At 43.8% G+C, this 14,465-nt stretch carries 11 protein-coding genes; 7 read left to right on the top strand and 4 right to left on the bottom strand.

Features of this window, described 5'->3' with window-relative positions; translation table 11 throughout:
- The first annotated feature begins 4 nt into the window (after nt 1–4).
- The 6 genes from murC (at nt 5) to DWX33_RS02100 (ending at nt 6,874) form a co-directional block, all read left to right on the top strand.
- On the top strand, nt 5–1,393 hold the full coding sequence (murC, locus tag DWX33_RS02125) for a UDP-N-acetylmuramate--L-alanine ligase (protein WP_005861375.1): 1,389 nt from the start codon (nt 5–7) through the stop codon (nt 1,391–1,393).
- The gene (locus DWX33_RS02120; RefSeq protein ID WP_005866972.1) at nt 1,390–2,118 is read left to right on the top strand and encodes a cell division protein FtsQ/DivIB; all 729 of its coding nucleotides are present in this window, start codon (nt 1,390–1,392) and stop codon (nt 2,116–2,118) included. The genes murC and DWX33_RS02120 overlap by 4 nt, the downstream gene beginning before the upstream one ends.
- 5 nt (nt 2,119–2,123) lie before the next feature.
- Nucleotides 2,124–3,482 (top strand): cell division protein FtsA, encoded by a 1,359-nt coding sequence (gene ftsA / locus DWX33_RS02115; RefSeq protein ID WP_005866973.1) that lies wholly within the window; start codon nt 2,124–2,126, stop codon nt 3,480–3,482.
- Nucleotides 3,483–3,515: 33 nt separating this feature from the next.
- Nucleotides 3,516–4,880 carry a cell division protein FtsZ gene (ftsZ, locus tag DWX33_RS02110; protein ID WP_005866974.1) on the top strand — a complete coding sequence of 455 codons (1,365 nt, stop codon included), beginning with the start codon at nt 3,516–3,518 and terminating at the stop codon, nt 4,878–4,880.
- Between the two features lie 19 nt (nt 4,881–4,899).
- The gene (locus tag DWX33_RS02105; RefSeq protein ID WP_005866975.1) at nt 4,900–5,349 is read left to right on the top strand and encodes a GatB/YqeY domain-containing protein; all 450 of its coding nucleotides are present in this window, start codon (nt 4,900–4,902) and stop codon (nt 5,347–5,349) included.
- A gap of 115 nt (nt 5,350–5,464) precedes the next feature.
- Nucleotides 5,465–6,874, top strand: a complete 1,410-nt coding sequence (locus tag DWX33_RS02100; RefSeq protein WP_122379754.1) for a carbon starvation protein A — start codon at nt 5,465–5,467, stop codon at nt 6,872–6,874.
- Between the two features lie 53 nt (nt 6,875–6,927).
- Here DWX33_RS02100 and DWX33_RS02095 read toward each other — a convergent pair whose 3' ends face one another.
- The 4 genes from DWX33_RS02095 to DWX33_RS02080 all read right to left on the bottom strand — a co-directional run bounded on the left by DWX33_RS02095 (nt 6,928) and on the right by DWX33_RS02080 (nt 12,987).
- Complete coding sequence (locus tag DWX33_RS02095; RefSeq protein WP_005861388.1) at nt 6,928–7,659, bottom strand: response regulator transcription factor; 732 nt, start codon at nt 7,657–7,659, stop codon at nt 6,928–6,930.
- A 2-nt stretch (nt 7,660–7,661) separates the two neighbouring features.
- Nucleotides 7,662–9,221, bottom strand: a complete 1,560-nt coding sequence (locus DWX33_RS02090) for a sensor histidine kinase KdpD (RefSeq protein WP_005861390.1) — start codon at nt 9,219–9,221, stop codon at nt 7,662–7,664.
- A 264-nt stretch (nt 9,222–9,485) separates the two neighbouring features.
- Entirely contained in the window at nt 9,486–12,305 is a 2,820-nt protein-coding gene (locus DWX33_RS02085) for a TonB-dependent receptor (RefSeq protein WP_122379753.1), read from the bottom strand.
- Between the two features lie 130 nt (nt 12,306–12,435).
- Nucleotides 12,436–12,987, bottom strand: a complete 552-nt coding sequence (locus DWX33_RS02080; protein ID WP_008773829.1) for an RNA polymerase sigma-70 factor — start codon at nt 12,985–12,987, stop codon at nt 12,436–12,438.
- 323 nt (nt 12,988–13,310) lie between these two features.
- On the opposite strand from DWX33_RS02080, the gene DWX33_RS02075 reads away from it, so the two are divergent.
- Nucleotides 13,311–14,369 carry a FecR family protein gene (locus DWX33_RS02075; RefSeq protein WP_036613589.1) on the top strand — a complete coding sequence of 353 codons (1,059 nt, stop codon included), beginning with the start codon at nt 13,311–13,313 and terminating at the stop codon, nt 14,367–14,369.
- Nucleotides 14,370–14,465 lie beyond the last annotated feature (96 nt).

The raw sequence follows: 14,465 nt of genomic DNA, 5'->3' as shown, positions 1-14,465 counted from the left end.
GAATATGGATATAAATAAAGTGACAGCGGTGTATTTCGTAGGTGCCGGGGGCATTGGAATGAGTGCCTTGATCCGTTATTTCCTCGCTAAGGGAAAACGAGTGGGCGGATACGATAAGACCCCTTCCGATTTAACCGAGGAGTTGAAAAAGGAGGGAGCCGATATTCACTATGAGGATAATGTAGCTTTGATCGGGGAGGCGTTCAAGTCGCCCGATGATACGCTGGTGGTTTATACGCCGGCGGTCCCGGAGTCGCATACGGAATTGACCTATTTCCGGGCGCACGGTTTTGAGGTGATGAAGCGGGCACGTGTCTTGGGAGAGATTACGAAAAGCAGCCGGGGTTTATGCGTGGCGGGAACGCACGGCAAGACAACGACCTCTTCTATGCTGGCTCATTTGCTGAAACAATCGCCAGTGGATTGCAATGCTTTCCTCGGAGGAATCCTAAAGAACTACGAGAGTAATTTGATGTTGTCTGATACGAGCGACTTTACCGTGATCGAGGCGGATGAGTTCGATCGTTCTTTTCATTGGCTTACTCCTTATATGGCAGTGATTACTTCCGCAGATCCAGATCATCTGGATATTTACGGTACGGCGGAGGCTTACCGGGAGAGTTTCGAGAAATTTACCTCCTTAATTCGTCCCGATGGTTGTCTACTGATCAAGAAAGGAATCAACGTAACGCCCCGTTTACAGGAGGGTGTCAAGAAATATACCTATTCCGTTACGGAAATAGCGGACTTTTACGCTGAAAATATTCGTATTTGCGACGGAAATATTACCTTTGACTTCGTTGGTCCGGAAATCCGTATTCCTGATGTGGAATTAGGTGTTCCCGTAAAGGTTAATATAGAGAACGGGGTAGCGGCTATGGCGATCGCTTGGTTGAACGGAGTGAAACCGGAGGATTTGAAAAAGGGTATGGCTACATTTGCCGGACCTCGCCGCCGTTTCGATTTCCATTTGAAGACTGATCAAGTGGTATTGATCGATGATTATGCCCATCATCCGGCCGAATTGCGACAGAGTATCTTGTCGGTGAAGGAATTATATGCGGGTCGTAAGGTGACAGGTATTTTCCAGCCGCATCTATATACCCGTACCCGGGATTTCGCTGGTGATTTCGCCGCGAGTCTCTCTTTATTGGATGAGTTGATCTTGCTGGATATCTATCCGGCTCGTGAGGAACCGATTCCGGGGGTGAGCTCTCGGATCATTTTTGATAAGGTGACGATCCCTTCCAAGACGCTGTGTAAGAAGGAAGAGCTTTTGGACGTGGTTGCCGCCGGGAAATATGAGGTAGTATTAATGGTAGGCGCCGGTAATATCGACCGTTTGGTGGAGCCTGTAAAAGAGATTTTATGTAAACAAATAAGGAAACCGTGATCCGAATAATTTCCATAGTAGTAGCCACGTTGTTGTTCTGTTACATCGTGTTTGTGTCGTTTTTCTTTCGGGAAATACGTCAGGACTCTATTTGCCAAGATCTGCAAGTCGTGGTGAAAGACAGTCTGGATAAACACTTCGTGAGCGAGAGTGACCTTGTGTCTATACTGAAGAAAGCTGGGCTAGATCCGATCAAGCGGTCAATGGCCGACGTGAATACGGATCGGATAGAGACGGAATTGCTTAAAAATGAGATGATCGCCCAAGTGGAGGCGTATAAGACTCCTTCGGGTATTATCAAGCTAGAGGTCATGCAAAAGATGCCTATCCTCCGGATTATGGGCGTAAGAGGTAGTTATTACGTGGATAATCTGGGAACCACCATGCCGATCAGTCGTCGGTATGCCGCACATGTGCCAATTGTGAGTGGATATGTGGAAAAAGAGCTTGCGGTGACCGACTTATACAAATTTGCATTATTTTTGCAAGAGAATGAGTTCTGGAATGACCAGATAGAACAAATCTATGTCTATCCGGATAATGATATAGAACTTATTCCAAGAGTGGGTAACCACCGGATCATGTTGGGTACTTTGGATGAATTCGAAGAAAAGCTTGCGAATTTAAAGCTTTTCTATGAACAAGCGATCCCTAAAGTGGGTTGGGAAAAGTACAGTATGATTAATTTAAAATATAAGAATCAGATTGTTTGTACTAAAAAATAGATGATATGGCATACACAGACTTTATAGCAGCTATTGACCTAGGTACCTCCCATATGGTAGGAATGGTGGGGACTAAGAATGCGACGGGCGCTCTTTCAATCATCGCCTACGAAGTTGAGAACTCCGGCACCTGCATACGAAGAGGATGTGTATATAACGTGAAGGAGACGGCGAGTAAGATAAAACGCTTGATCCTCAAGTTGGAGAATAAACTGGGGGGGACCAAGATCGGGCAGGTATATGTGGGACTGGGTGGCCAGTCACTCCGTTCTATCGAGCATACGGTTTGCAAGGTATTGGGAACGGAAGGAGTGGTCACGGAGGAGATCATAGACTCTCTTTATCAAGAGTGTAAGGATTATCGTCCGGATATGTTGACCGTTCTTGACGTGGTTTCTCCTTCCTATTTTTTAGATGATAAACCAGAGTCCAACCCGGTGGGCGTGCCTTGTAGCCGTATCGAGGCTCGTTATAAGTTGATTGTTGGACGTCCTTCCTTGAAATTAAATATTGTCAATAGCATCTCGGAACAAGCGAAAATCGAGATCGCCGGTATTCTGGTGTCACCTCTTGCGTTGGGAGATGTTGTTTTGAGCGACAATGAGAAGGACTTGGGTTGCGCCTTGATCGGTTTCGGTGCCGGCGTGACGACGATATCTGTCTATAAGGGTGGTAAGTTGGCCAGCCTTTCCGTTGTTCCTTTTGGAGGTAATTTGATAACAAAAGATATAACCAATCTCAGGGTCGTAGAGTCTGAGGCGGAACGCTTGAAGATCACTTATGGTAGCGCGAAAGCGGACCGGGATAATGATATGACCATCCAAGTGAGTTTAGCGGATGGAATGGGCTTGCGTGAGATTAAGCTGGCCGAGTTGAACGGCGTGATCGAGGCCCGTATGGATGAGATCTTAGAGAATGTATATGCTCGTCTGGAGGCTACAGGCTTGATGAGCGTTCTCGGTGCCGGCATCGTGATTACGGGTGGAGGCGCCGCTTTGAAGAATTTACCGGCTGTTATGAGCGAACGCTTGAAGATGGAGGTTCGCTATTCAGCGGTTCGCAAGGGGGTTGTCGCTAGTGGTGATTTAGTGGTCGCCAGCAATCCCGAATATGCGGTAGCCGTCGGCCTCTTGGCGAAAGGAACTAAGAATTGCGCGTTATATATTCCTCCTAAACCGGAGCCTAAGATTGAGCCGGTGGTTGAGCCTGAACCGACAGTGGAACCGACTCCGGAACCGGAACCCGTCAAGGAGAAGCCGAAGAAAGAGAAGAAAAAAGGTCCCGGCTTGTTCGGGCGGTTGACAAAAGGAATCGATACCTTTGGTAAAACCCTCTTCGATGACGATGATAACGAGAGTAAATAACGTGATCTACGAATGTAATAAAACCGGAAGACAATGGACGATACAATATTAAATTTTAATTATCCTACGGATACTCCCAAAATCATTAAGGTGATTGGTGTTGGAGGCGGTGGCGGAAACGCTGTTACTCATATGTATAAGGAGGGCATACACGATGTTACATTCGTGTTATGTAATACGGATAATCAAGCCTTGAACCGTTCGGATGTTCCTATCAAGTTGTTGCTGGGACGTGAGATCACGCAGGGATTGGGCGCGGGAAATAAGCCGGAACGTGCGATGATGGCGGCCGAGGAGAGTCTGGACGATCTTCGAGGTATGTTGAACGACGGTACGAAGATGGTATTTATTACCGCCGGTATGGGTGGTGGTACCGGTACGGGTGCCGCTCCGGTTATCGCTCGTATCGCGAAGGATATGGGAATATTGACGGTAGGTATCGTAACCATTCCTTTCTTGTTCGAGGGTGAGCGTAAGATTATACAGGCCTTGAATGGTGTGGAGGAGATCGCGAAGAACGTGGATGCCTTATTGGTGATCAATAACGAGCGTTTGCGTGAGATTTATTCGGACCTTTCCGTGATGAACGCTTTCGGCAAGGCCGATGATACCTTGACGATCGCCGCCAAGAGTATCGCGGAGATCATTACGCTTCCGGGTATTATCAACCTCGACTTCGCCGATGTTAACACCACGATGAAAGATGGTGGTGTCGCTTTGATGAGTAATGGTTTTGGTGAAGGAGAAGGACGTGTTCGCCAAGCGGTGGAAGACGCTCTGAATTCTCCGCTATTAAGCAACAACGACGTAAAGAACGCCAAGAAAATCCTGTTCAACGTATATTTCAGCGAGGAAGCCGAGTTGCGCATGGAGGAGATGAACGACGTGCATAACTTTATGTCCGAGTTCAACCGTGATATAGAGGTTATCTGGGGTACTGCCGTGGATAATACATTAGGTAATAAAGTGAAAATGACGATCCTCGCTACTGGATTTACGATGGATGATATTCCATTGATCGCTGATAAACGCAGGAATGAAGCCGCTCAGATGACGGAAGAAGAATTGCGCTTAGAAGAAGAGCGAATCGAGAAAGAGCGTAAGGAGCGTGATTTGATTGGTAAATATTATGGTGCTTCCGCACAAAAGGCGGGTCGTTTTACCTCTCGTGCGAAAGCGGTAGTTTTGACTCAGGAAGAGTTGGATGATGATGCCTTGATCGCTTTGATAGAGGATAATCCGACTTATAACCGGGATCCGAAGATCGTAGCCCGTGCCCGTTCCAAAGTAGCGGGAGAGGATATTCAAGTATCGGCTCCGACAACGGCGAAGCAACCGGCTAACCAACCTCGCCAAGATTCTCAGCGGGGGGGTAAACAAGTGATCAGTTTCCGATAGTTAATAATATAATAAGGATATGGATTTATTTGAACAAGTCAGTGAAGACATTAAAAACGCTATGAAGGCGAAAGATAAAGTCGCCTTGGAGACATTGAGAAATGTAAAGAAATTTTTCTTGGAAGCGAAAACCGCTCCGGGAGCCAATGATACGCTGATGGATGCGGATGCCTTGAAGATCATGCAGAAGTTGGTGAAACAAGGGAAAGATTCCGCTACGATTTATGTGCAACAGGGCCGTCAAGACCTAGCGGATGTTGAGTTGGAGCAAGTAAAAGTGATTGAGAAATATTTACCTCAACAAATGTCTGCCGAGGAATTGGAGAAAGAATTGAAAGCTATTATCGCTCAAGTCGGTGCCGCTGGCCCGAAAGATATGGGTAAGGTAATGGGTGTAGCCTCAAAAGCATTGGCAGGAAGAGCCGAAGGACGGATGATTTCCGAGACGGTTAAGCGTTTACTTAATTAATTGATTCATACGAAGACCGCACTAAGGGCATTCTGACAATTACTCGTTAGAATGCCCTTGGTACGGTTTTCTCGTATATACCTTTTCCTTTGACAATTTAATTCTTTAGAAAACCATGATTACTTTTACATGTTGTCTGATAGCCCTTATCGTTGGATATTTTACGTATGGTAAATTTGTCGAGCGGGTGTTTGGCGTAGATCCCTCCCGGGTTACTCCCGCTTTCACGAAACAAGATGGTGTCGATTATATACCCTTGCCTACTTGGAAGATTTTCATGATCCAATTTTTGAATATAGCGGGTCTGGGACCTATTTTCGGCGCTATCATGGGGGCTAAATTTGGGGTAGCTTCTTTCCTTTGGATCGTATTGGGAAGTATATTTGCGGGCGCTACCCATGATTTCCTATCGGGAATGCTTTCGTTGCGGCATGATGGAGAAAGTCTTCCTGAATTGATCGGACGGTATCTGGGGAACAACTTTAAGCAATTTATGCGGGGCTTTACGGTTATCTTGATGATCTTGGTGGGTGCTGTTTTCGTAGCTGGGCCTGCAGGGTTGCTGGCTAAACTGACTCCGGAATATCTAGATGCTACGTTCTGGATTATCGTCGTATTCATTTATTATATACTGGCTACTCTATTACCTGTTGATAAGATTATCGGAAAGATCTATCCATTATTCGCCATCGCTTTGCTATTTATGGCCGTAGGTATCTTGGTTATGTTATTTATTAACCAGCCGCCGTTACCTGAGATTACGGATGGACTTAGTAATATGCATCCGGGAGGCTTGCCTATTTTTCCGATCATGTTTGTTAGTATCGCTTGTGGCGCTATCTCTGGCTTTCATGCTACCCAAAGTCCATTGATGGCCCGTTGCATGAAAAGTGAGAAATACGCCCGTCCCGTATTTTACGGAGCGATGATTACCGAAGGTATCGTAGCCTTGATCTGGGCCGCCGCCGCTACGTATTTCTTCCATAATAACGGAATGGAGGAGAACAATGCCGCTGTCGTAGTAGACAGTATCACAAAAGAGTGGCTGGGCGCTGTCGGAGGTGTATTAGCGATACTGGGTGTGATAGCAGCTCCGATTACTTCTGGCGATACGGCTTTCCGCTCGGCTCGTCTGATTGTCGCAGACTTCCTGCATATGGAGCAAAAAACGGTGGTCAAACGTCTGATGATCTGTATTCCCATGTTTATCGTTGCGATAGGAATCTTATTATATAGTCAAAAAGATAAGGATGGCTTCGATATGATCTGGCGTTATTTCGCATGGAGTAACCAGACGTTGGCAGTATTTACCCTATGGGCCTTAACCGTATATTTGGTACAAGCAATGAAATTATATGTGATAACCTTGATTCCCGCCTTATTCATGACGGCGGTATGTTCTACCTATATTTTTGTAGCTCCGGAAGGGTTTGGTCTTTCCTCCGGTTTTTCTCAACTTTTGGGGCTACTAGTTACATTGATCGTTTTCGGGATCTTCTTAGTCTGGAAAAGAAAGAAAGTATAAAAAAGGCTGGCTAAATGTAAGCCAGCCTTTTCTGTCGTTATTGTTCAAGTGAATTAAAGCACTTGTATGCCTTCCTCACGGGCTTGTTCCTCCCCGGAAGGAGTGATTAATTTATAACCCTTGCCGTGGATGTTGATGATCTCGATACCCGGATCGTCTTTCAACAATTTACGTAATTTCGTGATATAAACGTCCATGCTACGAGCGTTGAAATAGTTATCGTCTACCCAGATTGTCTTCAAGGCGTAGTTACGCTCAAGGATCTCATTTGCGTGGGCGCACAACAAGCTTAATAATTCGCATTCCTTCGTAGTAAGTTTCGTAACCTTGTCGCCGATAGCCAACGTTTGTTTTTGGGTATCGAACAAGAAGTTTCCTAACTTGTAGAAAGGAATATCTTTCATCTTCTTACCTTTCACACGGCGAAGGATAGCCTCGATACGAAGCAATAGCTCTTCCATGCTAAACGGTTTTGTCAAGTAGTCATCCGCACCGATCTTGAATCCTTCCAAGATGTCTTCCTTCATAGTCTTGGCTGTAAGGAAGATAATAGGGATATCAGGATTGATAGAGCGAATTTCTTGTGCCAAGGTGAAACCATCTTTCTTTGGCATCATGACATCCAACACACAAAGATCGTATTTACCTTTGGTAAAACCTTTGTATCCGGCTTCTCCGTCAGAGAATAGGTCCGTTACATACCCTTTAGCTTGTAAGTATTCTCTTAAAAGCATTCCTAAATTCTCATCGTCTTCACAAAAGAAGATCTTTAGTTTTTCTTCCATAACTAACTTTTTATAAGAGGTAAAGTAATAATAAATTTTGTTCCAATGTTTCCGGCACCACTTTCAGCACGGATCGTACCTTTGTGGTCCTCAATAATTTTGCGTACGTAAGCGAGTCCGAGGCCGAACCCTTTCACGTCATGTACGTTGCCTGTCGGTACGCGGAAGAAACGGTCGAATACCTTTTTCAGATATTCTTTCTTGATACCGATACCATTATCTTCCACGGAGATCAACAGCTTTCCGTTCTCGTTCCAAGTGCGTGCCATCAATGTAAGCGGAACTTCCGGGCGGCGGTATTTAACCGCATTGTCCATCAAGTTGAACAATACATTGGTGATATGCATTTCATCCACATATATATCCGATTCTGTAGCTTGCAGGTCTATATCCATTGTACCGCCGTACTTCTCGACCTTTAAAACGAAGGTGTTAGCCACGTTCGCTACCAAATCATTCGCGTCAATTTCTTTCAATTTAAGCGCTGCTTTCTGTCGTTCGAACAAAGACATCTGTAGCACTTTCTCGACCAAGAAGCTCAATCGCTTCGTCTCGTCGTTGATTACGCCGGATATATGCTTGAATACGTCCGGACTCTTCGTTATATCCGAATCCTTCAACATCTGAGCGGCGAGCGAGATCGTGGATACCGGTGTCTTCAACTCGTGCGTCATGTTGTTGATAAAGTCGTTTTTCATCTCGGATAACTTCTTCTGACGGAATACGATGTAAATCGTGAAGACGAAGGTTATCAACAGGATCAATGAGAATATAACCGATGGAACGATGAAAGTAATAGAGCTTGAGATATAATCCCCTTTCGTCGGAAAATAAACTCTCAGGTAGTTTAGTTTCGATGGGGGATCGTTCGGGAAAAGCACTTGGGTGATCACGTCAGAGGCGATCGGTTGCTTTTGGAATTCTCCGCTCTGGTATACTACATTTCCATCTTTGTTAATAACAGAAAACACAAACGGCAAGTTCAAACCGTTGTTAATAAATTCTGTTTTTAAGTAATTGTTCAGCTTTTTAAAATCTATACGTTCCTCGATCGGCTTTAGATTCGCGGTGTATAAGATGTTGTAAATCACCTCCTCTATCAGTCCACCTTGGTACTGGTAACGTCTTTTTAGTGTCTTCTGTAAATCTTTAGATGTGTTTACGATGCTGTTGGCAGACTGCCGTTTTGACAAGGAAGAGAGCGGCTCGAACTTATGGGCGCTAAAACTTTGCATCTCTATTTGTTGAACGGTTCCATTAGAATCCTTGATCTGTAATTGGTATTTCTCATGGTTGATCACTTGTCCTAGGCTTTGGGCATCCGGGGCATTTTGATACATGAAATTTGTCTCATCCCGGTTGATATCATCCTCGAGGTATTTACGGGTCTCATCCAATTCCAGATTCTTAGATACTTGGCGCAGGCTTCTTTTGACAGTCTCATTGAACTGTTCGCTGCGTGTCTTAAGTATAATGCTCACATAGTTTACCTGTAGGTATAATAACCCGGCGAAGGCAAAAGCCATAACTACCGCAAGCAACCAAATTGTCGACTTCCTCATATCAATATCTTTCTCTTAATATTGCAACAAATAACGTATGTTTTAGTTTAATATTTACACAAAAAAGGTAAAAATAATCCGTTTAAAATGTTAATAATGCTTTGTGAACATAGAGGATGTATGCTAGCTAAGCATTGAAACTCCGCTGTTAATGCGCTAGTTAGCGTTATTTTATCCTAAGTTTTTTATATATTATCCTAAGTAAAAACAAGTCCGATGCGTTCTTTGTTTCGCCCGGACTTTATAAAGTCTCCACTTAGGGGATTAAAATCGATGTCCCGGAGGAGGACCCATCGGACCTCTTCCCCGTCCGCTTCTACCCGGCGTTTTCACGTCGCTGGCACTGGCTCCGCCTTTGAAGATGCTGAACCGATAGATGAAGTGTACCATGAAATAACTGCCTAGCGTGTTATATTCTGAGTCTTGTATATAGCTAGCGGTAACGGAACGGGAGATATTGCTTCGTTGTTGCAGGATGTCGTAGATCTTGAAACGGAGCGTCCCTTGGTTATTCTTTAAGAAAGACTTGGAGGCTGAGGCATTCCATAGGACTTCGTTCTGTTTGAATCCGTCCCCGTAGCCAGAGTTGGTAGACCAGTTCACGTCACTCTCTATCTTGAAATTGAGGGGCAGATAGATTGTCGTGTAACCGCCGGCTCCGTAATTGAAGGTGTTTTGGTTATTTTCCTTTTGCAGGGAGTTGCTGGTGGCATTGTAACGAATATTCCCGTTTACGCCTAGATCCAGATAAGAGGAGCGGAAGTCGATACCACCACGTTCGGACAATATGAGATTCAGGTTCGTATTCTTCTCCTCGTTGATATATCCGTTGCTATTAGCGAACGAGGCCATTGTCATGGAGTTGATGGAGAATTTCTTATTCTTCAAGGGGGTGTTCAACATCATACGGACGTTGCCACTATAGTTGCCATTTACGTTTTTGTAAGTGGTGGTCTTTACACCTGTCTCTTGGTTATAAGAGGTATAACTTACGATATCGTTGATGATATAACTACCGTTTGCCATGATCATGAAGGCCCGTTGTTTCTCCGGCGTGAACTGTTGGAAACGAATAAATACGTTGTTCGTATAGCGGGGATTCAAATCCGGGTTACCGATCGTGATATTCGTCGGGTCCGAGATATCCGCTACCGGTTGTAATTGAGTCATGCTCGGTTGGCTGGTACGGCCATTATACATGATACGAAGATTCGTACGCTTATCGAACATATAGTTGAATTGAGCCATCGGGGAGAGGTTGACCACCTTACGGGTTATCTTGGATAAGGTCGTGTCGCCAACGAAATTCTCGCTGCTGGAATAGGATGGGTCCAGATTCAAGCCGATCGTGTAGTTGAACTTTGCCCGTTGAGACTTGAAGCTCAAGCTGGCCCGCTGGCTGATAAAGTTATTGCGATAGCTTTGGCTGTAGGCGGAATCTAATACATTATATATACCATCAGCGTCTTGGTTGTAAACATTCTTCAAGGCTTCTTGTTTCCGTTGGCTGATGCTATAAGTGGCTTGGATGAAATTATTATGCCCGATCGGTTCTACCCACGATACGTAGGCCCGGTAATTGAAACCTTTGTTGTCGTAACGTGAGCGCTGGTCGATAATGCTATTCTTCAAGGCATCAGTCTGGTTGAAATAAACGATGTCGGAACGGTTCATGCCGTCACTGTACGAATCGCTATTGCCTCCGGAAAGGGTGGCGCTGAACACACGCCCTTTGTTATTCAGCTTACGGCTGAAATCGATGCTGGCATTTAGGTTGTACCCGTTACTTTCCGAGTAATTGTTGGATTTGTTGGTATTGACCGTATCCCGTTCGTTATCCAAGGTGGTAGCATCACTGAAATTGTCATTCATGCTATGGCTGAGGCTGAAACTCGGGCGGAAGATAAGTTGAGTCATCGTGTCCGGTTTCCATTCCAAGCGAAAGTCTACGCCAAAGTTATCGCTCTTCGTACGGCTCATCGCCTCGCTATTATCGTAGGAGGAACTATCTCCGGGAAGAATATTCTGCCGGTCGCTCTTGCTACGAGCGTCATTGTCGGAATGGGAATAACGAGTATTTCCCCCAAGAGTTAGTTTATCCGGCTTGAATTCCTTGCTGAAATTCAAACCTGCGTTTCCGGAAGAGGTGATACCGCTACCCGCTCCGAAACCTCCTCGTCGGCCTCCACCGCCTCCCATACCGGAGAACATTGTTGAGGCTAGATCGGAAAAGCCCATATTATTCGTGTTATTCGCTCCCCCCATGAACGTGATCTGGTCATTATTCACGAAACGATTGACCATGGCGTTGCCTTCATACCGATCTTTACTTCCGTATCCGCCATATGCGTTGCCAAACCAACCTTGCTTCATGCCGGGTTTCACGGTTAGGTTGATGACGGTCTCTTCCTCTCCATCGTCGAAGCCAGTCATTTGGGCCATATCGCTTTTTTTATCAAGTACCTGTAATTTATCGATCATCTTGGCTGGAAGATTCTTGGAGGCCACTTTCGGGTCATCGGAGAAGAACTCCTTTCCGTCCACCATTACCTTTTTCACCTCTTTTCCATTGACGGTGATCTTGCCTTCGCTATCTACCTCCACACCGGGCATCTTTTTCAATAAATCCTCCAAAACGGAGCCTTCGGTTACTTTATAAGAATCCGCGTTGTATTCCACAGTGTCGTTGCGAACGATAACCTCGGGTGCCTTACCTATAACTACGGCTTCTCCCAACTCGATCGCTCCGTCGCTTAATTCGAGTTTACCTACGTTTACGGGATTTTTCTTTCCGGTGATTTGCAAGGGTTGGTACAATGGATCGTATCCGATGAATGTGATGTGTAGTAAATAACTTCCTTTCTTTACGTTTTTCAAGGTAAAACTACCATTACGGGCGCTCACCACACCTCGTACCATGGCACTGTCTTTTACGTTCAGCAATCGTACCGTTGCTTGCTCGATGGGGGTATCACTACCTTGCTCAACGACAGATCCGGTAACATTAACACCGCTTTGCTGTGCGAAAGCCATCGGTGAAAAAAGGATCATCAACAACATCAAAAGGCACTTTCCCGATTTCATAACTATATGGATTACATTGTTTACAATTACGAAAAGATAGACAAGGTTCACTCAAAATAGTTTAATATAACTTTTATGGATTTGATATTATTAACAATCGTGCAGGCCTTTGGATTTATGGAGAGTATTCTTAGAACAAGAACATTATAAAAGGTAAATAGTCCTTCAATTTAACCCGCAATATTTTCAAGGATTGTGTAATCCGGTATTCCACGGTTTTGATAGAAACCCCCAAGGCCTCTGCGATTTGGGGATTAGATTGCTCTCCGAATCGGCTAAGTTTAAATGTCTCCCGGTAATTCTCAGGCAATTCTTCGATCGCTTTCGTGATATTCTCTGTAAGCTCGTTTACGAAATAGGTATCAGGATTCTCAAATTGATCTTTAATCTTATCATAAATCAGGCTATGTACTCGCTCATGATACAATTGCCTTTTGATCGCATTGAGGCAACGATGCTTAACAGCCATAAAAAGATAGGATTTCAAGGATATCTCTACAAATAAGGAATTTCGGTTTTCCCATATAAATAACATTAGCTCCTGAATAAGTTCTTCGGCATCCTCATCAGAAACATATTGGGAAGCATATTCGCATAGCGGCGAATAAAATTTGATAAACATCTGTTTAAAAGCGTCTTTACTTCCTAATTGTATTTGTTCAATTAAAGTAGAATCATCCATAGCACCTTCTTCATCCTTTCTTTTCTGTAAGCAAAGATATATTTTATCTTGGATATTCAAGGTTAAAATTAGGGTAACCGCATCGAAATATCACTTTTAGGACATCCTTATCGCAAGATATACTTACTTTACCGATGAAGTACTACTTACTTTACTGATGAAGTATATATCCAATGGGAAAGTAAGTAGTAAAAGTCTAACGGTCTTCCGTAAAAAAAATTGATGCGGTTACCTTGGACTAAAAATGAGAAAGTTGAAAAAAATTGCTTTTTAGTTAAGGGTGTGTTCTTTCAGGATTGTCTTAGTTATAGAAACAGATAAGAATGAAAACTGAAAATAGACATATTAATTTCCAAGAGCCGGAAGGTATGATGCTTTTACGGTATATAAAGGACACAGCTTCCAATGAGGAAAAATCTTATATTGAAGCTTGGCTGGAAGCGGATGAAAATAATAAGAGGATCTTATTACAGACCGCCCGTATATATTATGCGAACAATGCGATGGAACGGATCGCTAGCCGAAATCCATTGATTGCCTACGAAAAGCTGGAACAACGATTAGCAAAACGGACTCGTTCATATTGGCTGAAGAGGTTCTCTGTCGCTGCGGCTTGTATAATTGCTATCATTGGACTATCAACCTTATTTTCCCATAGAAAGGCTGATTCTGAATTTGGAGATCCTCAAATTATAACACTTCAGGCAAATGCGGGAGTCCGTACACGCTTTAATTTACCGGATGGTACTGTTGTTTATCTAAATTCGGGTAGTGTTTTATCCTATCCGATGTCTTATGACCAAAAAGAAAGAAAAGTATATTTATCAGGAGAAGCCTATTTTAAAGTCACTCACAACGAAAAACAACCTTTTATTGTCAGTACTTCAGGAGATCAGCATAGGGTTAGAGTTTTAGGCACGGAGTTTAATATACAAGCTTATGGGGATGAGAATATAATTTCGACTACTTTAGTGACGGGCTCCGTAAATCTCGAGGTGAAGAATAAATCAGGGAATGTGAGTCATAGGACGTTACTACCATCCGAAAAAGCGATTTGCAACTTGGATAAAGAAGAAATTTCTGTGATGAAAATAAACACGATGTATGAAACCGCATGGATGGATGGCAAACTGATGTTCAAGGATACGCCTTTACCTGAGGCTTTGAAAAAATTGTCATATTACTATAATGTTGAATTTGTGATTCAGGATGCGGAGATTAAAAGCTATTGTTTAACCGGTATTTTAGATAATAGGTTGCTATCTCAGACACTAGACTATTTGAGAATATCTTCAAATATTGATTATCGTATAGAAGATATGAAGACAGATGACAGCAAAGGTACTAACCGTACTCGAGTTATACTTTGGAAAGGAAAATAAAGAAAAATGTATAACAATTAAATAATATGGGCCTATGGAATAAAGAACAAGAAAGTAGACTTGGTCTATCTAAAAAACATACGGGAAAATGTTACC

It is taken from the genome of Parabacteroides sp. AF19-14 (assembly GCF_003635485.1).
Lineage (GTDB): Bacteria > Bacteroidota > Bacteroidia > Bacteroidales > Tannerellaceae > Parabacteroides > Parabacteroides distasonis.
The sequence above is the reverse complement of the archived record's forward strand: the minus strand, read 5'-3'. Positions and strand labels throughout refer to the sequence as shown.